Raw genomic sequence first — 20137 nt, 5'->3', positions numbered from 1 at the left:
CTAGTCGTTGAGTTCAGGCTTCGCTGGTTGCAGGCATGGCGCTGGTAGTCGGGTGAGCCAGGTCGGTCAGCAGGCTGGGGGTGTCGAGAATCAGGGCGACGGCGCCACTGCCCAGAATGGTGAAACCACCGACGCCTCTGCAGTTGCCGAACAGCTTGCCCAGTGGCTTGATGACCGTCTGAAACTCGCCCATCAGGTGATCGACGACCAGGCCGGCGCGTTGCCCGGCATAACTGACCACCACCACGTTCTCGCGTCTGGGCGGCTGGCCTTCTTCATCGAACAGCTCGCGCAGGCGTATGAACGGCAGGACCTCGCCGCGCAGGGAAATGTGCCCGCGGTCCTGGCAGGCGCCAGGTTCCAGCTCGATGCATTCCTCGACCAGATCCAGCGGGATCACATAGCCCGCCTGACCCACGCCGACCAGGAAACCGTCGATGATGGCCAGGGTCAGTGGCAGGCGGATACGTACACAGGTGCCTTCACCGAGTACGCTGTCCAGTTCGATGTTGCCGCGTAGCGCGGAGATGTTGCGCTTGACTACGTCCATGCCCACACCACGACCGGACAGGTTGCTGACCTGATCGGCGGTGGAGAAGCCGGGCTCGAAGATCAGGTTGAAGGTTTCCTTCTCGGTCAGCACCTGCCCTTCGCTGATCAGCCCACGTTCACGGGCCTTGGCGAGAATGCGCTGTGGGTCGAGGCCGCCACCGTCGTCGGCGACTTCCAGCACGATGCTGCCGGCATCATGGTAGGCATTGAGGCGCACGTTGCCCTGCCCAGGCTTGCCACGCGCCTGGCGTACGGCAAGGGGCTCGATGCCGTGATCCATGGCGTTGCGCACCAGGTGGGTGAGCGGGTCGGTGATGCGCTCGACCACGGTCTTGTCCAGCTCGGTTTCGCCGCCGCTGATGGACAGGGCGATGTCCTTGCCGATCTCTCGCGATACGTCGCGCACCACACGCTGGAAACGGTTGAATGTCGCACCAATCTGCACCATGCGCAGGGTCAGCGCGGAGTCGCGAACCTCTTCCACCAGGCGTGACAGCTGCTCGGTGGATTCCAGCATTTCGGCATGCCCGCATTGCTGAGCGGTCATGCGTGCGCCAGCGCCGGCGATGATCAGCTCGCCGACCAGGTTGATCAGTTGGTCGAGCTTGCTGGCGTCGACACGGATCAGGTTGTTCTCGTTGCTGCGGCTCTCCTTGACCTGTTGCTGTTTTTGCAGCGCCGCGGCGATCACCGGTGGCTGCACCAGGCTTTCTTCCATCAGCACCTGGCCGATGGGGCGGGCTTCGGCTTCCTGTTGTCCCTGTACCTGGGCGTGCAGCACATCCTGCAGCTCGGCGGCGGTCAAGGTGCCGCAGCGCATCAGGATTTCACCCAGGCGCATGTCTTCTTCGGGGAGCGCGCGGATCAGTTCGAGGTATTCGTTGGACTTGCTGTGGGGCGGCAGAATGCGGATCAGGCTGTCTTCGCGGACGAACTCGAAGGCACCCTCGATGGTGGCCTTGTCGGCATCACTGGCGAAGGCGACTTCGAAACTGAGGTAGCAGGTCTCGGGGTCCATCTCGGCCGCGGGCGGCATGCGGTCAAGCAGCGGCACGATGTTGACGATGCGCCCGAAGGTATTGAGATAGCGCAGCAGGGACAATGGGTCCATGCCGTTGCGCAGGGTGTCCGGGCCGAAACGCAGCGAGAGATGCCAGTGGTCGGCGCTCAGGCCATCCTGCGTGCTGCGCTCGATCCGCTCGTGCTGGGTGGGCAGGCCTTCGGGATTTCTGGGCGGCGCCATGTAGGCGCTCAGGCGCTCCCCGAGCTGGCGGTTCTGCTCCAGGCTCTCGGCATCCAGTTGCTCGAGATCGTGGCCTTCGTCGAGGTGGGTGATGAGTTTGCCGAGGTGATCGCCAACCTGTAGAAACAGGGCCGTGAGCGTTTCATCGAAATGCAGTTCGCCATTGCGGATGCGGTCGAGCACGCTTTCGGCAATGTGGGTGAAGTCAACGATGAGATCGAGGCCGAACAGCCCGGCGGAGCCCTTGATCGTGTGGGCGGCACGAAAGATGGCGTTGATGGTATCGGCGTCTTCAGGAGCACTTTCCAGCACGAGCAGTGCTTCTTCCATCAGTTCCAGCAGTTCACGGCTTTCAGCGATGAAGATCTTGAGTACTTCGTCCATATCCATACTGCATCACTCGTCGCTGGGTTTGATCAGGATGGGGTCGCCGAAGAACGAGGCGAGTCCGCTGAGCTCGAACGCCTCGATCACTGCCGGGCTGTGGTGGCTCAGGCGCAGTTGGCAGCCCTGGCGGTTGGCTTCCTGCTTGGCCAGCACCAGCAGTTGGAGACCTGCGCAGTCGACTTCGTCGAGCGCCGAGAGATCCAGTTCAACTTCCGCGGCAGGGGCCAATGCGCGCATCAACAGTTCCATGTGTTCGCTGACGCTGTAGATGGTCAACCCGCCTTCCAGAGGCAGAATGCGATACAGGTTCTCGCCCGGCGCGTCTGTCATGGCGTGGGCCTCAAGGCAGGATCAGCTTGGAGACGGCATTGAGCATCTGCGCCGGCTGGAACGGCTTGACTACCCAGGCCTTGGCGCCCGCGGCGCGGCCTTCGTCCTTCTTCGCTTCGCCGGCTTCGGTGGTGAGCATGATCACCGGAGTGAACTTGTAGGCAGGCAGTTGCTTGACGTTCTTGAGGAAAGTGATGCCGTCCATGTTCGGCATGTTCACGTCGCTGATGATCAGGTGCACCTTGCGACCGTCGAGCTTGGTCAGTGCGTCCTTGCCATCGCAACCTTCGATAACGTCGTAGCCGGCACCCTTGAGCGTGATGCTGACGACCTGCCGGATCGAGGCGGAATCGTCGACGATGAGTACGGTCTTGCCCATGGGGTACCTCAGAAGAATGTGATTTCGGAATCGTTACGCTTGCCGGGGGCTTCGCCCCGGTGGATGTCATGCTGCTCGGGCATGGTGTAGGTCTGCGCCAGTTCATTCAGCCAGCGATCGACGTCCAGAGGCGATGGCTCGTGGCCGAGTCGGCGTTGTTCGTTGTTGGCATGGATGTGGGCGAGCAGCTTTTCGATGTCGCCACTCACGTGGCCCAGCATCTGGCTGATACGGTCCTGGAACTGCAGCGAGACCAGCACCTCGGCAATGTCCTGCCCGACGATTTCGCTCTGGCTGCGCATTGCCTCGTTGTGGCTGACGATGCCGCTGGCGCTGTGATGGAAGCGGGTGATCACGCCCTTGATCACCTCGCTGGCGTTGTTCAGGGTCTGCGCATCGGTCTTGGCGTATTCCCTGGAGATGTCCAGCGTCTTGTGGATCGCGGTGTTGACGATGCTCACCGTCTCGCCAATACGCTGGCCGGTTTCGCCGGACCGGGTGGAGAGCGTGCGCACTTCATCAGCGACTACGGCGAAACCGCGGCCACTTTCTCCAGCTCGGGCTGCTTCGATGGCGGCGTTTAGGGCCAGCAGGTTGGTTTGCTTGGCGATGTCGGCCACGCCCTGCGCCATTTCCTGCAACTGGTCGGTGAAGTTCGACAGCTGCATCACTTCCTTGAGCAGCGACTCCTTGCTGGCCAGCGCCTCGCGCAGCGCCATGATGATCATGTCCAGCTCGTGCTGGCTGGTGGACAGTAGGGCGACCAGGCGGTTGCCAGCCTCGCGCTCTGGGCCGTTGCCCAGGCTTTGCTGTATGCGCACGGCGAGATTGGCGAAGCGCTCGCTCAAGGCGCTGATGGCCTCTTCGGTGTGGCTGCGTGCGGAGTGGATCTGCTGCGACCAGAGTGGCAGCGTCTGTTCGCACAGTTCTTCTACATCGCTCTGCGGCTGCAATACGTCAGTAACCGGCGTTTCTACTGCCTGCACCAGCGGTTGGCGCTTGCTCTGCCGAACCAGCAGCACGCCTCCCACCACCATCAGTCCAATCAGTGCCGGGAGGGTTCCCAGCCAGCCGAAGCCGACCAGAAGCACGGCGACGATACCGGCCAGCAGTGCCAGAGATGGGATAACCAGAGAGAGGTTTGGCTCGCGCACTGCTTGGCTCCGCGACGGATGAGGTCAGGTGATCGCGGAACAATTGCCAGGCTAGAAGGGGGGATTCCTGCAGAGTGCCTGCCATCGTTCCATCGACAGTCGGAGCATGCATTAGGGACTTTTGTCGGGGCATCGGGATGTGCTGGATTTGCGCGCAAATTTATCCCGATCGCGACTAGGGAAATCCTCAGACTGGTTCGGAAATGCTGAGTTTGCTGGCGAACTTGATCAGGTCGGCATTGCTGGAAAATCCCATCTTCTGCATCAGATTTATCTTATGTGTGCTGACCGTCTTGTTGCTGATCATCAGCTGTTCGGCGATCTGGTTGATGCTATGGCCATCTGCCAGCAGTCGCATGATCTGGAACTCCCGGTTGGTTAAGCTGTCGAGGCCGCTCGAAGGGTTCGACTTGAGGCTGTTCAGTGCAATCTGCTCGAGGAGCTCCGGGTCAATGTAGCGTGCACCGGTGCTGACTTTCTTCACCGCGGCGATCAGCGTCTCCGGTGACTGGGTCTTGGTCAGGTAGCCGGTGGCTCCCGAGCGCAGCACGCGCATGGCGACATGAGGGTCGCTGTGCATGCTGAGCACCAGGATGGGCAGGCGCGGGTACTGATGGATGAGGCGCGATATCAGGGCTTCACCGCTCAGGCCGGGCATGCTGATATCCAGAAGGAGCAAGTCCACGTGTTTCGTCCTCAGGCGTTCGAGTGCCTGTAGACCGTCAGCTGCCTCTGCTGCGATGTGGATGTCCTTGTCCAGTTCGAACAGGCGCTTCAGGCCTTCTCGCATGATCATATGATCATCGACGATCATCAGATTGATCATTGGTTGATTCTCACGGGAAAGATTGCCTGGACGATGGTGCCCTGGCCGGGGTGGCTGAAAATGATCACGGGACCTCCGAGTTGCTTGCCGCGCTCGCGCATACCGGAAAGCCCGGTGGAGTCGGGCAGGATGTCGCTGAGGATGAAGCCCTGGCCGTCATCGAAAATCTCCAGCACGTAGTCATTATCACGTCGCTCCAGGCTCACCTCGGCCCGACTGGCATTGGCGTGACGCAGAATGTTGGTCAGCGACTCCTGCACGATGCGATACAGGTGCGATGCGCGCCCCGGCTCCAGCTCGAGGTCTTGCTTGGGCAGGTTGTAGCGGCATTCGATTTCCGAGAGTTGCCGAAATTCCTCTATCAGGCCTTCGAGGGTGCTACTCAGGTTGTGCTGTAGTTGCTTGGTGGGCGCACCGTTATGAATTTCACGGATGGTCTCGATGGCCCCGTGGGAGATGCTGGTCAGTCGTTCGATATGACTCAGCAGGTCCGGGCGGTCCTGGCCGAGGTGAATGCGCAGCACACCCAATCCCTGTTGCAGAGCGGTCAGTTGCTGCCCTAGCTCGTCGTGCAGCTCGCGGGCGATGCGCTTGCGTTCCTGAGCGCGGGCGAGTGCGCAGAGCTTGGCGTGTGTCGACTGGCAAACGGCGCAGATGATTTCGGGGTCGTGGGTGTTCGGCTTGCGAGGAGGGGGGGGCGTAGCGCGAGAGCGTCCTTGTCGTGTTCACGTTAGCTCTATCTCTTCTTTGGCGCGGTGAGTGCAATCCACCGCTGGACTGGCTCGGGGTTGGGAGTGTTTCTGGCCAGAACGCAGGCTACGGCTCAGAAAAAAGCGGGCCCAACATCGATGGAAGAAGTAACGGAAGGCGAGGACTTCACTCTCTTGGAGTGGGCGGGTTGAGATGTGCTTCCCCTGTTTCCCGTCACTTGAACGAAACTCCGGCGCCGTTCAGAGACAGTCGGGCGCAGCTCAGCGTTTTGGCTGCGGCTGTGGTTTATCCGTCTCCGTAGTGGTTACACCGGTCTGCCGGGTATGAGGGGCGGAGCGAGTGCATCGGCCACCAGGTGGCTGATGCCTTCGTGGGAAGGAGTGATCATGGCACGGGCCCTACTTGTCTGATCACTTAGCATATCGCCCGCGCCGCTGGTGAGGACAGCAGGAAATGATCAGACGCCCGGATAGCGGCGTCTGTGGCGGTTGTATGTCGTCTTTGGGTATGTGTCAGGCTATTACCGGAGCGACCTGTTTCCGATCACTGCGGCATCTCGATCCCACGCATGCGCTCGGCGCGACGACGCAGCAGTTCCAGTGTCACCAGCAGGGCGATGGATACCAGAATCAGCAGAGTGGCGATGGCCAGGATGCTCGGGTTGATCTGCTCGCGCAGGCCCGAGAACATCTGCCGCGGAATGGTGCGCTGCTGAGGGCCGGCCATGAACAGGATCACCACCACTTCATCGAACGAGGTGATGAAGGCGAACAGCGCGCCGGAAATCACCCCGGGGCGGATCAGCGGCATGATTACGTCGAAGAACACCCGAATCGGCGTGGCGCCGAGATTCAGCGCGGCGCGGGCCAGGCTGTAGTCGAAGCCAGTGAGCGTGGCGGTGACGGTGATGATGACGAAGGGCGTGCCCAGCGCCGCGTGCGCCAGGATCACCCCGAGGTAGCCACCGGCCAGGCCCAGGTTGGAATAGAAGAAGAACATCCCGGCGGCGGTGATGATCAGCGGCACGATCATCGGTGACAGCAGCAGAGCGGTGATGAAGCGGCGAAACGGCATCTCGTCGCGCGCCAAGCCTACGGCGGCGCAGGTGCCCAGAATCGTGGCGAGGAGGGTGGAGAGGATGCCGATGAAGAAGCTGTTCTTGATCGCCAGAATCCACTTCGGGTCGTCGAGGATTTCCCGGTACCAGCGCAGCGAGTAGGCGTCCGGGTCCAGCGTGAGCATGCCTTCGGTGAAACTGAAGAACGGCTCGGCGTTGAACGACAGTGGCACGATCACCAGGATCGGCAGGATCAGGAACAGCAACACCAGCCAGGAGCTGGCCTTGAGCAGCCAGTGTCCGAGGTGGTGCCAGAAGCCGTAGTAGGCGGGGATTTTCATCGTCTCATCATCCCAACTTGATGTTGCTGGCGCCGACGAAGCGGTCGTACACCCAGTACAGCAGCAGGATCAGCCCGAGCAGCAGCGAGCCCAGCGCGGCGGCCAGCTCCCAGTTGTTCGAGCGCTGCATGTGGAAGGCGATGATGTTGCTGATCATCTGCCCGTCGGTGCCACCGACCAGCGCCGGGGTGATGTAGTAGCCGACCGAGATGATGAACACCAGCAGCGCCCCGGCACTCAGGCCGGGCAGGGTCATCGGGAAGTAGATGCGGGCGAACGCAGGTATTGGCTTGTCGCCCAGGCTGAGCGCTGCGCGCATGTAGCTGGGGTCGATGCCGCGCATCACGCTGTACAGCGGCAGGATCATGAACGGTAGCAGGATGTGGGTCATCGCCACCACGGTGGCGAACGAGGTGTAGAGCATCTCGAAGGGCTGGCTGATGATACCGATGCCCATGAGGAAGGAGTTGATCACGCCGTTGGTCTGCAGCAGCGCGATCCACGAGGTGGTGCGCACCAGCAGCGAGGTCCAGAACGGCAGCAGCACCAGCACCAGCAGCAGGTTGGCGCGGTTCGATGGCAGGCCGGCGAGGTAGTAGGCCAGCGGGTAGCCGAGCAGGGCGCAGAGCAGGGTGATGACCAGCGCCATGTTCAGCGTCTTGGAGTACAGCTGCAGGTAGATCTGCGTGTCCTGGCGCACCTGGATGCCATCGTCGGGGTGCAGCTCCAGATCCAGCGCGGTCAGGTAGTAGTCGTAGGTGTAGACCTTGCCGGCACGTTCGATGGCGTACCACAGCTCGGGCTTGCTCCAGTTGCGATGGGCGTCGAGCAGGGTCTGTATACCCTGGCTTTCCAGCTGCTGCGCATCCAGTCGACCGACACGCCGTGCGGTGGCTTTGACCACGCTGGACATACCGGTATACGCGCGGTTGAACTCCTCTGAGAGCTTGCCGGACAGGCGCTGCTCGTTGAGCTCATGCAGCTCTGTGACGAAGACCTGCAAGGTCGTCTCGTCCGGCAGTTGCCTGTGATCGTCCCAGCGTTCGAGTTCGGCCAGGGTCAGGGGAATCAGCTCGGCCACGGTCGGGTGATAGACACTGCGCCACAGCATGGTGCCGATCGGGGCGACGAAGGTGACGAGGATGAACAGCAGCAGCGGCACCACGAACAGAAAGGCGGCGACGCGCTTCTTGCGACGGGCGCTGGCGGCTTGGCCGGCTTCGTGGGTAGTGAGAGAGGTCAAAACATTACTCCGGAATCAGCACCTTCTCCGTTGGGGCTCGGCACTCGTGGGAGGGGCTTCAGCCGCGACCGTCGCCGCTGAAGCCCCTCCCACAGGTGGTCTGCTTACTTCAACAGCCACTCGTTGAACTTCTCTCCCAGCGACTCGCCGTAGTCGGCCCAGAACTCCGAGCCAGCCTGGATGCCCTTGTCCAGATGAGCGGTCGGCAGGTGCGGCGTGGCGTTCTGGTCAGCCAACGGCATGGACGACTTGCGCGTCGGGCCGTAGGCCACATCCGGCATGCCGGCTAGCGGTTTGGAACCGGTGGCGTACTTGATGAACTCCATGGCCAGCTCCTTCTTCTTCGAGCCCTTGACGATGGCCCAGGCGTCGAGGTCGTAGACATGGCCGTCCCAGACGATTTCGAAGGGCTTCTTCTCCTGCACGATGGCATCGTAGAAGCGGCCATTGGCCGACTGCACCAGTACTGCACCGCCGTCGTTGAGCAGTTGTGGCGCCTGCGACCAGGAGTCGAACCAGACGATGTCCTTCTTGATGCTGTCCAGCTTGTCGAAGGCGCGCTGCTGGCCTTCCGGTGTGGCCAGCACTTCGTAGACTTCCTCCGGGGCCACGCCGTCGGCCATCAGTGCCCACTCCATGTTCACCTGCGGGCGCTTGCGCATGGCGCGCTTCCCGGGGATCTTGGCGGTGTCGAAGAAGTCGCCGATGCTGGTGGCCTTGGTGCCGCCGATGGTGTTGTCGTTGAAGGCGAACACCACGGACCAGACGATATTGCCCACCGCGCACTCGCTGGCCAGCGCTTCGGGGATGAAGTCCTGGGCCGCCGGAGTGCCGTCGATGCCGGCCGGCAGCACGCTGTGGTCGATGGTTTCCAGCAAGCCTTCGGAGCAGGCGCGTTCGAGGTCGATCACTTCGAAGTCGACCACGTCCCACTGGATGTTGCCCGACTCGACCTGGGCCTTGATCTCGGCGACGCCACCCGAGTAGTCCTCGAATAGCACCTTGACGCCGGTTTCCTTCTGATAGGGGTCGATGACGTGCTTCTTCTGCGTGGCGCCGTAGGAGCCGCCCCAGGACACCACGGTGAGACTGTCCTGGGCCGTGGCGTTGCTTGCGGTGAAACCCAAGGCCGCCAACAGGGCGAAGGTGGAAACGCTGGTAGTCAGTGATCTAGCCATTGCTGTGCTCCATTTGCTTCTACTAGTTGTGGTGGTCAGAGCGTCGTCGGCACTTCCGATCGGTCCAGGGCCTGGCTGTCTTCCGGCAGCCAGGTGAGGGCGATCTCTTCCTGAGCGCTGAGTTGCGGGGCTGAACTGTCGTTCAGATTCTTCACCACCAGTTCACTGCCGCTGGCAGTCTCGAAGTGGTAGCGGATGTATTCGCCGACATAGTGGCGGGTGACGAAGCGGGCTTTGACCTGGTTGCCGCTGTCGCCGAGGCGGGTGGTGAAATTGAGCTTTTCCGGACGCACCGACACCGTGGTGGCCTGGCCAACTTCGCAGCAGTTGGCTTTAAGCGTGCTGACCAGCCCGCCATCGTCGAGGCGTACCTGCACGCGGTCCGTTTCGACCGTCTCGATCACCCCTTCGAGCTTGTTGCTCTCGCCGATGAAGTCAGCGACGAACAGGTTGGCCGGTCGTTCGTAGAGCACGTGTGGCGCGGCGCATTGCTGCACCACGCCGTTGTTGAACACGGCGATGCGGTCGCTCATGGTCAGCGCTTCGGTCTGGTCATGGGTGACGTAGATCACGGTGAAGCCGAGCTGCTCGTGCAGGCGCTTGATCTCGAACTGCATCTGCTCGCGCAGTTTCTTGTCCAGCGCGCCGAGTGGCTCGTCCATCAGTACGATGTCCGGGGCGAAGATCAGCGCGCGGGCCAGGGCCACGCGCTGGCGCTGGCCGCCGGAGAGCTGGCCGGGATAGCGCCCGCCGAAGGCCTGCAGTTCGACCAGGGCGAGGTACTGCTCGACCTTGGCGCGAATCTCGTCCTTGGGCAGCTTGCGGATCTTCAACGGGTAGGCAAGGTTCTCGCGGATGGTCATGTGCGGGAATAGCGCGTACTGCTGGAAGACCATGCCGATGTTGCGGTCGTACGGCGCGATGCTGGTGACGTTGCGGCCGTTGATCAGAATCTCGCCGCTGGTCACGTCCTCGAAGCCAGCGAGCATCATCAGGCAGGTGGTCTTGCCGGAACCGGAGGGGCCGAGCAGGGTGATGAACTCGCCCTTGGCCACGTTGAGGTTGAAGTCCTTGACCACCAGGGTCTTGTGATCGTAGGTCTTCTTGACGTTGGTGAATCGCAGGAACGCGTCGTTCCCAGCCTGCGCAGTCATATTCCTCCCCGCTGTCCGCAATGTGGAGTCAGCTCGTGGCCAAGGCTCCAACTTCTGAGTCGATTCGCCTCCTTCGTGGGCGGCGATCGTTATGGCGATAGGCAAAAGCAATAAGCAAGCCAGATTACGGCTGACAGCTTAATAGCGCTCTGCTATGCAGGCTCAAGCCTAGTCCATGCTGGGCGAGATGCGAGGCGGGGTGTGGGAGGAGGTAACAGCGGAAGGGGGAAGAGGCACCTGCCGACACGCACTCGGCAGGTGCAGCTTGCTCAGCTGTTGGGCAGCAGGCGTACGGTCAGGCTCTTGATGTAGCGGGTCTCATTGATGGCCGGGTGTACCGGGTGATCCGGGCCTTGGGCTCCGCGCTCGAGCAACTGGATGTTGCGGTCCAGATGGCGGGCGCTGGTCAGCAGAATGTTCTGCAGGTTGTCTTCCTCCAGATGCATGGAGCAACTGGCGCTGACCAGGATGCCGTCCTTGTTCAGCAGGCGCATCGCGGTTTCGTTGAGACGGCGATAGGCAGCTTCGCCGTTCTTGATGTCCTTCTTGCGCTTGATGAAGGCGGGCGGGTCGGCGATCACCACGTCGAAGCGCTCTTCCGCGGATTTCAGTTCGCGCAGCGCGGCGAACACGTCGCCTTCGACACAGGTGACCTTCTCGGCGAAGCCGTTGAGCGTGGCGTTGCGCTCGACACCATCGAGGGCGAAGCCGGAGGCGTCCACGCAGAACACTTCGCTGGCGCCGAACGCCGCCGCCTGTACGCCCCAGCCGCCGATGTAGCTGAACAGGTCGAGCACGCGCTTGCCTTTCACGTAGGGCGCCAGGCGCGCGCGGTTCATGCGGTGGTCATAGAACCAGCCGGTTTTCTGCCCTTCGATCACCGGTGCTTCGAATTTCACGCCGTTCTCTTCCAGCGCGACCCATTCCGGTACTTCCCCATAGGCAGTCGCCACATAGCGCTCCAGGCCCTCGGCATCGCGGGCGCTGGAGTCGTTCTTGAACAGGATGCCGCTGGGCTTGAGCACCTGGATAAGCGCGGCGAGCACGTCGTCCTTGTGCGCTTCCATGGTGGCCGAGGCCAGCTGTACCACGAGGATGTCGAAGAATCGGTCGATCACCAGACCCGGCAGCAGGTCCGAGTCGCCGTAGACCAGGCGGTAGCAGGGCTTGTCGAACAGACGCTCACGCAGGCTCAGGGCCACGTTGAGGCGGTGCACCAGCAGGGATTTGTCCAGCACGTGCTTGACGTCGCGCGACAGCAGGCGGGCGCAGATCAGGTTGTTCGGACTCATGGCGACGATGCCCAGCGGCTTGCCGCCGGCCGCTTCCAGGACGGCCTGGTCGCCGGCAGCGAAACCATTCAGCGGGGTGGCAGCGACATCGATCTCGTTGCTGTATACCCACAGGTGGCCGGCGCGCAGGCGTCGGTCGGCGTTGGCTTTCAGGCGCAGACTGGGCAGGGAAGACATGAGTTCGGGCTCCGCGGGGAAAAGAGCGGGATTATAGCGGTTTGCGCGCCGGGCCGGCGTTTACAAAAGTCGGCTGCGAGCAGGTCGGTGCTTTGGCTAGACTGTGCCCTACTTCTCATCCTGCACGATTCCCTTTCCATGACCTACGAACTCACCGCCGAACAGATCCAGCAAGTCCTGCAGGGGATCAGCGTACCGCCACAACCGCAGATCATGGTCGACCTGCAGATGGAGCAGATCATGCCTAATCCCGATCTGCGCAGCATCGCCAAGCTGATCAGCCAGGACCCGGGGTTGTCCGGCGCGTTGCTGAAGATCGTCAACTCGCCGCACTTCGGCCTGGCCAATCGCATCGCCTCGATCCAGCAGGCAGTCAATCTGCTGGGCTGCAATACGGTGATCAACCTGATCAATGCGCAGTCGATCAAGGGCGAGCTGACCGACGAAGCGATCCTGGTGCTCAACCGCTTCTGGGACAGCGCCCAGGACGTGGCGATGACCTGCCTGACCCTGGCCAAGCGTCTCGGTTATCACTCGCCGGACGAAGCCTACAGCCTGGGGTTGTTCCACGACTGCGGCATTCCACTGATGCTCAAGCGCTTCCCCAACTACATGCAGGTCCTCGAGGAGGCCTATGCCAGCGCCAGCGACGAGTGCCGTGTGGTCGATACCGAGAACCGTCTGCTGACCACCAACCACGCGGTAGTGGGTTACTTCACCGCGCGTTCCTGGCGGTTGCCGGGGCACCTGTGCGAGGTCATCGCCAACCACCACAACGCTCTGTCGATCTTCAGCGATGACTCCGGACGCGAAGCGCAGCTCAAGACGCTGCTGGGCATCCTGAAGATGGCCGAGCATATCTGCGAAAGCCATCGTGTGCTGGGGGGGCAGGCCGTCGACATGGAGTGGCATTACATCGCTCAGCCGATTCTCGAATACGTCGGGCTGTCGGAGTATGACTTCGAGAACCTGCGTGAAAGCATTCGCGACCTGACCGTCCTTTGACCCTGGCAGGGCGTTTCCAGCGCGCGGGATTCGGTGCGTGCTACCGCTTTGCGCACCGCTCCTGCTAAGGTGGCGCACCGCCGTTTTCCTGCCGTATTGCCATGCCCGAATTGCCTGAAGTCGAAACTACCCGCCGAGGTATCGCCCCCTATCTTGAAGGTCAGCGCGTCAGCCGCGTGATCGTGCGCGAACGCCGCCTGCGCTGGCCGATCCCCGAGGACCTCGACATTCGCCTGTCCGGCCAGCGTATCGAGTGCGTCGAACGGCGCGCCAAGTACCTGCTGATCAAGGCCGAAGTCGGCAGTCTGATCGGCCATCTGGGGATGTCCGGCAGCCTGCGTCTGGTGGAGTGCGGACTGGCCGCAGCCAAGCATGAGCATGTGGATATCGAACTGGAGTCCGGTCTGGCGTTGCGATATACCGATCCGCGTCGCTTCGGTGCACTGCTCTGGAGCGAAGATCCGCTGCGCCACGAACTGCTCAGCAAGCTCGGTCCGGAGCCGCTGGGCGGGCTTTTCGATGGCGAGCGGCTGTTCCAGATGTCGCGTGGGCGCAGCATGGCGGTCAAGCCGTTCATCATGGACAACGCCGTGGTGGTGGGCGTGGGTAACATTTACGCCACCGAAGCGCTATTCGCTGCCGGTATCGACCCGCGCCGCGAAGCCGGTTCGATCTCGCGGGCACGCTATCTGCGCCTGGCCGAGGAGATCAAACGCATCCTCACCCATGCCATCGAGCGTGGCGGCACCACGCTGCGCGACTTCGTCGGCGGTGATGGTCAGCCCGGCTACTTCCAGCAGGAGCTGTTCGCCTATGGGCGTGGCGGTGAGTTCTGCAAGGTCTGTGGCAGCACGCTGCGTGAAGTCAAACTGGGGCAGCGGGCGAGTGTTTACTGTCCCAAGTGCCAACGCTGAGAACCTGTTTACGATCTGCTGCGCGTCGGCCCTACTGCGTTAAAAACACGTTCTGGTAAGAAAACAACAAGAAATACCGAGGTTGATCGATGTCCGGTAACTACCTGCCGCGCAATCCAGCTGCCGAATGGCTGGGGCACAGCGTGCTGAAATTGATGGGCTGGCGTATCGAGGGGCAGTTGCCGAAGCTCGACAAGTTTGTCGCTATTGGTGCCCACCACACTTCCAACTGGGACTTCGTGATTTTCATCGCGCTGAAATTCGTGCTGCGCCTGAATGCTCGCTGGTTCGGCAAGCACAGCATCTTCCGCTGGCCCTTCGGTGGCTTGATGCGCAGTTGGGGCGGCATTGCGATTCGCCGGGAGCGCACGTTGAACACCGTCGAACAGGCCATTCAGGCCTTCCGCGAGCACGACCAATTCATCCTGGTGCTATCGCCCGAGGGCACACGCAAGAAGGTCGAGCGCTGGAAGATGGGCTTCTACCATATCGCTATGGGCGCGGGTGTACCCATCGTGTTGGGCGCGCTGGATTACCATAACCGCCGGGTGGTGATTGGCCCGACCTTCCAGCCTACGGGCAATGAAAAAGCCGATCTGGCTAACATTCTTGCGTTCTTTCGCCCTTATGTACCGAAAAAGCCGGAATACGCCTTTCATGGCGATTGACCTCCGTCACGCTGACAATTACCAATGCGCTGTTATAGTTACTGGCACTTTCCCGAATAACCTGAAGGATCGATCCATGAAAGCGTTCCGCACTTCCGCTGCTGTCCTGGCGCTGACCTCTGGCCTGCTGGCGCTATCGGCGCAGGCGGAAGTGGTTCAGCAGAACGCCAGTGGCGACCCGTTATACACCGTTGAGGCTCCTAAGGCTTTTTCCATGATCGGTGACTTGGTCATTGCTCGTCCGCTCTTGATCGGGGCTACCGCGATTGGTACTGCTGCCTTCATTGTCAGCCTGCCGTTCACTGCACTGGGTGGTAATGTTGGTGAAGCCGCTCAGGCCCTGATTGCTGAGCCTGGCAAAGAAGCCTTCGTGCGCTGCCTCGGCTGCACCAGCAGCGGCTACAAGCAAGACTGATTCGCTGCAACCCGCTGTCGCGGCCTCTCGCCTCCTTATCGGGGCGAGGGGCCGTTTACGTTTGAACGCCGAGAAAAGGAAGAAGCGGTGGTAATGAAGTCCCTGCGCTGGGTGATGCTGTTGCTGGTGGTAGCGGGGTTGATTGCCTCGTTCTGGTTCAGCCAGGGCTGGCTGCAGCTCTGCGCTGGCCTGGCGATCTTCCTGTTCGGTATGCAGTGCCTGGAAGAGGGTTTGCGCCAGTTGGCGGGCAGCAAGCTGGAACAGGTACTCGGGCGCAGCACCTCGACGCCGTTCAAGAGCCTGCTATTCGGCGTCGGTGGGACCTTGTTGCTGCAGTCGAGCACGCTGGTGTCCCTGCTGACTATCGCCTTCATCAGCACCGGGCTGATCCAGTTGGCCGGCGGTATCGCCATCCTGTTCGGTGCCAATCTCGGTGCCACCAGCGGTATCTGGCTGCTGGCACTCGCCGGGCAGAATCTCAGCCTGAGCCCGCTGGCCTTGCCACTGCTGGTGTTCGGTGTACTTGCCGGCTTCTTCGGGGCCAAGAGCAAGGCGGCCGGGCGCATCGTGCTGGGCATCGCCTTCATCTTTCTCGGCATCGACCAGATCAAGGAAGGCTTCGCCAGTTTCGGTGATGGCCTGGACATGACCGGTCTGCAAGAGGGTGGTCTGCGCGGGGCGTTGCTGTTCACCGCCATCGGCATGGCTATCACCGTGGTGCTGCAGTCCAGCCACGCCACGTTGATGCTGACTCTTGCCGCGCTGGCCAGCGGCCAACTGGAGCTGGGGCAGAGCCTGGCCATCGCCATTGGTTCCAACGTCGGCAGCAGCGTGACCACCGCCTTCGTCGGCTCACTGGGTGGCAATCGCAGTGGTCAGCGCCTGGCGCTGGCCCATGTGTTGTTCAACATCACCACCGGCATACTCGCTTTCTGCCTGCTCGGTCCGTTGACCTGGCTGGTACATGCGCTGGCCGAGCCCTTGGGGCTGGGTGACAACAGCCTGATCCAACTGGCGATGTTCCATACCTTGTTCAACGCCATGGGCGTGGCGCTGTTCTGGCCGCTGCAGGGGCGCCTGGCGCAGTATCTGATTCGCTGGCTGCCGGAGCGTGTCGAGCCGCCAGTGCTGATCGCCGAACTGGCGCCTGAGCAGATCGCCGAGCCGGAACGCACCCGCGCTCGCTACCTCAACGAACGCGCGCTGGACTCGGTTGATGCTGCATCCGGTGCGGTGGTGCAGGAACTTGGGCACCTTGGGCGCCTGAGTCTGGAGGTGATTTGTCATGCGCTCTATCTGCCGGTGGATCAGTTGGCGCGTGCTCGTGCGGACGAGCAATTGTTGCAAGCCAAGCCCGCCCAAGGCGGCTTCGATGCCGAGCACCTGTATCAGTTTCACATCAAGGGCGTGTATGGCGATCTGCTGAGTTTCATGGGCCGCATGGAGCTGCCCATGGATGAAGCGCACCAGCAGTTCTGGGTCAGCTGCCAGCTGGCAGCGCTGCAACTGGTGGACGCGGTCAAGGATGCCAAGCACTTGCAGAAGAACCTCGGCCATTATCTCGACGCGCCGCCCTCGGCCGTACGTGACGCCTATGTGGAGCTGCGTCGCCACCTGCTCGCCACGCTGCATGAAGTGCGTGAGCTGGCGCGTTCCGACATGCCTGAGGAAATGTGGCAATCGCGCTTGCGCTGGCTCGATGAGCAGGCCGCGAGTTTCGACGGGCAGTTCCGCCAGCGACTGTTTGCCGATGTGCGCAGCGGGCGACTGGATGGTCTGCAGACCAGCTCGCTGATGAATGATCTGGGCTATGTCAGCCGCATCTTCCAGAGCCTGCGCAACGTCCTCATGTTGGGCAGTGAGCAGGCGCTGTTCCGTGAGTTGCGCAAGTTGGGCGAGGAGCAGGAGAGCCTGATCAGGCTCTCCTGACACACATTCGGTCGATGCACCTCAAGGCATCGCCGAGCCTATCCCGCGCGGGTCGCTGGCGGCTTGTACTTCCCCGCTGACCTTGTCCCAGAACAACACCTGCTGATTACCGTACTGCCGGTCCAGGCGCTTGAGTTCATAGCCGCGCCGCTGCAGTTCGGCGACTTGCTCGTCGCTGAAGGTATCCGGCTCATGCTCGATCACATCCGGCATGAACTGGTGGTGATAGCGCGCCACGGCCGGCCAGTGCTCGATGGGCTGGTCGTCCAGATACTCGAGCATCGACAGCAGCACCATGCTCGGAATACGGCTGCCGCCTGGCGTACCGAAAGCGGCGAATTCGTCGCTGCTCTCGATGAAACTCGGGCTCATCGAGGACAGCGGGCGCTTGCCTCCGGCGATGGCATTGGCCTCGCTGCCGGCCAGCCCATAAGCATTGGCGCCCTGTACGTCGGCAGCGAAGTCGTCCATCTCGTCGTTGAGCAGCACGCCGGTACCGGGCACGGTGAAGGCGGCGCCGAACGGCAGGTTGATCGACAGCGTGGCTGCGACCGCGTTGCCCTCGGAATCGAGTACGGCGAAGTGCGTGGTGTGGTCGCCTTCATGCCAGGTACCGGCAGGCGGCAGGCTGGCGCTGGGCGTGGCGCGCTCGGGCTCGATGCTGCCGGCCAGTACCGCCAGATGCCCGGGCGAGAGCAGTTGCTCCACGGGATTCTTGACGAAGTCAGGGTCGCCCAATAAACCGCGGTCCCGGTAGGCGCGGCGCAGCGCCTCGACCACGTAGTGCACGCGCTGCACCGGTTCGGCATCGCGCCAGGGCAATTGCTCGAGCATCGCCAGGCTTTGCGCCAATGCTATGCCGCCGGCCGAGGGTGGTGGCGCGCTGACCAGTTCGCGGCCATCTTCGAGGCGAAAACGCAGTGGTTCGCGGCGCGCGATGCGGTACTCACGCAGGTCATCCAGGGTCCAGATGCCGCCAGCGTGGCGTACGCCTGCGACCAGGCGTTCTGCCGTTGGCCCTGCATAGAAACCTTCACGGCCGTGCTCGGCCAGTGACTGCAGGGTGAGGGCGAGGTCGGGCTGGCGCAGCAAATGGCCTTCATCGGGGATTTCGCCCTGGTCAAGGAACAGCCTGGCGCTCTCGGCATCGTCACGCAGTGCCGCCAGGCGCCAGGTCGCGCGCTCACGGTAGACGCGGTCTACTGCAAAGCCCTCGTTGGCGAGGCGAATCGCTGGGGCCAGGCTGGCTCTCAGAGGGAGGCGCCCGTGGTGCTCGGCCAGTTCGACCAGCGCCGCCGGCAGCCCTGGAATGGCAGCGGCCAGTGCGCCATTGAGCGACAGTTCGCGTTGCACCTTGCCGTCGCGCACATAGAGGTTCGGCTTGGCCTCCAGCGGGGCGCGCTCACGGGCATCGAGGAAGTCATAGCCAGGCGTGTCGCCCGCGCTGCGCAACAGGAAGAAACCGCCACCCCCCAGACCCGAGCCGTAGGGCTCGACCACGGCCAAGGCTGCGCTGGCGGCAATGGCAGCATCGAAGGCATTACCGCCCGCGTCGAGCATCTGCTGGGCGGCGGCAGTGGCGGCAGGGTGGGCAGTGGCAATGGCGGGTTGCTGCGGGGCGGCCTGAGCCAGCAGGCTGGCGCCGAGCAGCAGGGTCGATAGCAGGAGTTTGCGCAACATGCGATCTACCGGAGGCGGCTGAAGGAAGCTTGAAGCTTAACAGCCTCGCTCGGGCGAGGGGGCACAATGGGCGCGGAGAAAGCGGGAAGCCGCTGGCCTCCTCGAGAATTTCAGGCCTTGCCGGTGATGATACGGTACTTCTGCATCAGTTCATCCTTGCTCTCGACGTTGTTCTCGTCGAGCGGAATGCAGTCGACAGGGCAGACCTGCTGGCATTGCGGCTCATCGTAGTGGCCGACGCATTCGGTGCACAGGTTGGGGTCGATCACGTAGATCTCCTCACCTTGGGAAATGGCGCCGTTGGGGCACTCGGGTTCGCAGACGTCGCAGTTGATGCAATCGTCGGTGATGATCAGGGACATGAAAAACAACTCCCGTCGAGGCAGGGCCACGACATTGGCAGGCGACAGTGGGGCAATTGTGCCGGATTGGCGCGCCATGTGCCATGCGGCCCTTCTGCACAGGTTTCTGCTGGAAGGGCCTTCGGCTCGGACATCCTGCTTCGCTTTACTCCTGCATCCATGCAGTCGCAACGGCCCAGGCCGCTAACGCGTCTCTCACGAGACCTGATTAGCTTTTGTGAAAGCGCGCGTTGAGAGCGTCGGCCACAGCCGGATGCACGAACTTGGAAATGTCGCCACCCAGGGCAGCGATCTCGCGCACCAGGGTCGAGGAAATGAAGGAATACTTCTCCGACGGGGTGAGGAACAGGCTCTCGACGTCCGGCGCCAGTTGGCGGTTCATATTGGCCAGCTGAAACTCGTACTCGAAGTCCGAGACCGCGCGCAGGCCGCGTAGGAAGACGTTGGCGTTCTGTTCCTTGACGAAATGCGCCAGCAGCGAGGAGAAACCCACCACTTCGACGTTGGGCAGGTGCTTGGTCACCTCACGGGCCAGCTCGACGCGTTGTTCCAGGGGGAACAGCGGGTTCTTCTTGGGGCTGGCGGCAACGGCGATGATGACGTGATCGAAAAGCCGCGCGGCGCGTTCGACCAGGTCGCCATGGCCTTTGGTGATGGGGTCGAAGGTACCCGGGTACAACACTCGATTCATCGCTTCGTCCTGTTCGAGGCGGCAAGAGTCGCGGATGGTAGCGCAGCGTTTCCCTTGCGGCCAAGCGTGACGAAAACTCAGTGGCTGCGCAGGTGCAGCAGCAGTGCGAGCAGCAGGCAGGCGAGGGCGATCCAGTCAGCGATCACCACACGGCGCAGAGCCTCGTTGTAGACGGGCGCGCTCCATGCCAGCAGAAGAAAGGCGAGCACGCTGATCAGGCCGCCTATCAGGGCTGCGCTGCGTAGCGCCGGAACGAACGCCGCAGCCACCAGCAGGGCGCCAAGCAGGCCGAACAGTACGGCGCGATGGCGCATGAGGATTTGCAGGTTGGGTTCGTCCAGAACAATGCCGTACAGCGCATTGAGGCGTTCGCCACCGAGCACGCCGACCGCTGGCAGCAGATGGATGATGCCTGCGACCAGTAGCAGAAAGGCGATCAGCTTGCTCAT

Annotated in this window: 20 protein-coding genes; 5 read left to right on the top strand and 15 right to left on the bottom strand. The window is 62.2% G+C overall.

All coding sequences use genetic code 11. The features are described from left to right. Window positions 1-13 precede the first annotated feature (13 nt). The 11 genes from EL191_RS22160 to EL191_RS22110 form a co-directional block, all read right to left on the bottom strand. Window positions 14-2185, bottom strand: a complete 2172-nt coding sequence (locus tag EL191_RS22160) for a chemotaxis protein CheA (protein WP_013717573.1) — start codon at window positions 2183-2185, stop codon at window positions 14-16. 6 nt (window positions 2186-2191) lie between these two features. Beyond that, window positions 2192-2512: an STAS domain-containing protein gene (locus EL191_RS22155; protein WP_041980271.1), complete on the bottom strand. Its 321-nt coding sequence runs from the start codon at window positions 2510-2512 to the stop codon at window positions 2192-2194. Window positions 2513-2522: 10 nt separating this feature from the next. After that, window positions 2523-2891, bottom strand: a complete 369-nt coding sequence (locus EL191_RS22150; RefSeq protein WP_013717571.1) for a response regulator — start codon at window positions 2889-2891, stop codon at window positions 2523-2525. Window positions 2892-2899: 8 nt separating this feature from the next. Continuing rightward, window positions 2900-4045 carry a methyl-accepting chemotaxis protein gene (locus tag EL191_RS22145; RefSeq protein WP_041980270.1) on the bottom strand — a complete coding sequence of 382 codons (1146 nt, stop codon included), beginning with the start codon at window positions 4043-4045 and terminating at the stop codon, window positions 2900-2902. 187 nt (window positions 4046-4232) lie between these two features. Then, entirely contained in the window at window positions 4233-4871 is a 639-nt protein-coding gene (locus EL191_RS22140) for a response regulator (protein WP_041980268.1), read from the bottom strand. Further along, window positions 4868-5413 carry a sensor histidine kinase gene (locus EL191_RS22135; RefSeq protein WP_232005542.1) on the bottom strand — a complete coding sequence of 182 codons (546 nt, stop codon included), beginning with the start codon at window positions 5411-5413 and terminating at the stop codon, window positions 4868-4870. Before EL191_RS22135 ends, EL191_RS22140 begins: the two co-directional genes overlap by 4 nt. A 712-nt stretch (window positions 5414-6125) precedes the next feature. After that, the gene (locus tag EL191_RS22130; RefSeq protein WP_017363141.1) at window positions 6126-6980 is read right to left on the bottom strand and encodes an ABC transporter permease; all 855 of its coding nucleotides are present in this window, start codon (window positions 6978-6980) and stop codon (window positions 6126-6128) included. Window positions 6981-6987: 7 nt separating this feature from the next. Next, window positions 6988-8223 (bottom strand): ABC transporter permease, encoded by a 1236-nt coding sequence (locus EL191_RS22125; RefSeq protein ID WP_041980266.1) that lies wholly within the window; start codon window positions 8221-8223, stop codon window positions 6988-6990. 104 nt (window positions 8224-8327) lie between these two features. Further along, window positions 8328-9401: an ABC transporter substrate-binding protein gene (locus EL191_RS22120; protein WP_013717565.1), complete on the bottom strand. Its 1074-nt coding sequence runs from the start codon at window positions 9399-9401 to the stop codon at window positions 8328-8330. A 35-nt stretch (window positions 9402-9436) separates the two neighbouring features. Further along, window positions 9437-10555 carry an ABC transporter ATP-binding protein gene (locus EL191_RS22115; protein ID WP_017363138.1) on the bottom strand — a complete coding sequence of 373 codons (1119 nt, stop codon included), beginning with the start codon at window positions 10553-10555 and terminating at the stop codon, window positions 9437-9439. A gap of 269 nt (window positions 10556-10824) precedes the next feature. Beyond that, on the bottom strand, window positions 10825-12024 hold the full coding sequence (locus EL191_RS22110; protein WP_041980263.1) for a class I SAM-dependent rRNA methyltransferase: 1200 nt from the start codon (window positions 12022-12024) through the stop codon (window positions 10825-10827). A 138-nt stretch (window positions 12025-12162) separates the two neighbouring features. On the opposite strand from EL191_RS22110, the gene EL191_RS22105 reads away from it, so the two are divergent. From EL191_RS22105 to EL191_RS22085, 5 genes are all read left to right on the top strand, one after another. Continuing rightward, entirely contained in the window at window positions 12163-13029 is an 867-nt protein-coding gene (locus tag EL191_RS22105) for an HDOD domain-containing protein (protein ID WP_041980262.1), read from the top strand. A gap of 101 nt (window positions 13030-13130) precedes the next feature. Continuing rightward, on the top strand, window positions 13131-13943 hold the full coding sequence (gene mutM, locus EL191_RS22100) for a bifunctional DNA-formamidopyrimidine glycosylase/DNA-(apurinic or apyrimidinic site) lyase (RefSeq protein WP_013717561.1): 813 nt from the start codon (window positions 13131-13133) through the stop codon (window positions 13941-13943). A gap of 89 nt (window positions 13944-14032) precedes the next feature. Beyond that, entirely contained in the window at window positions 14033-14611 is a 579-nt protein-coding gene (locus tag EL191_RS22095) for a lysophospholipid acyltransferase family protein (protein WP_017363135.1), read from the top strand. Between the two features lie 76 nt (window positions 14612-14687). Beyond that, window positions 14688-15026 carry a hypothetical protein gene (locus EL191_RS22090; RefSeq protein WP_017363134.1) on the top strand — a complete coding sequence of 113 codons (339 nt, stop codon included), beginning with the start codon at window positions 14688-14690 and terminating at the stop codon, window positions 15024-15026. Window positions 15027-15119: 93 nt separating this feature from the next. Beyond that, window positions 15120-16955, top strand: coding sequence for a Na/Pi cotransporter family protein (locus EL191_RS22085; protein ID WP_041980260.1), 1836 nt, complete (start codon window positions 15120-15122; stop codon window positions 16953-16955). A gap of 21 nt (window positions 16956-16976) precedes the next feature. On the opposite strand, the gene ggt is transcribed toward EL191_RS22085, so the two are convergent. The 4 genes from ggt to EL191_RS22065 all read right to left on the bottom strand — a co-directional run bounded on the left by ggt (window position 16977) and on the right by EL191_RS22065 (window position 20137). Next, window positions 16977-18635 carry a gamma-glutamyltransferase gene (gene ggt, locus EL191_RS22080; protein ID WP_041980258.1) on the bottom strand — a complete coding sequence of 553 codons (1659 nt, stop codon included), beginning with the start codon at window positions 18633-18635 and terminating at the stop codon, window positions 16977-16979. Between the two features lie 110 nt (window positions 18636-18745). Beyond that, the gene (locus EL191_RS22075) at window positions 18746-18997 is read right to left on the bottom strand and encodes a YfhL family 4Fe-4S dicluster ferredoxin (protein WP_004373873.1); all 252 of its coding nucleotides are present in this window, start codon (window positions 18995-18997) and stop codon (window positions 18746-18748) included. A 208-nt stretch (window positions 18998-19205) separates the two neighbouring features. After that, on the bottom strand, window positions 19206-19688 hold the full coding sequence (gene coaD / locus EL191_RS22070) for a pantetheine-phosphate adenylyltransferase (protein WP_013717557.1): 483 nt from the start codon (window positions 19686-19688) through the stop codon (window positions 19206-19208). Window positions 19689-19765: 77 nt separating this feature from the next. After that, entirely contained in the window at window positions 19766-20137 is a 372-nt protein-coding gene (locus EL191_RS22065; protein WP_041980256.1) for a hypothetical protein, read from the bottom strand.

The sequence above is a fragment of the Pseudomonas mendocina genome (assembly GCF_900636545.1).
GTDB lineage: Bacteria > Pseudomonadota > Gammaproteobacteria > Pseudomonadales > Pseudomonadaceae > Aquipseudomonas > Aquipseudomonas mendocina.
Note: the sequence above shows the minus strand (reverse complement) of the source record. Positions and strands in the feature narration are given on the sequence as shown.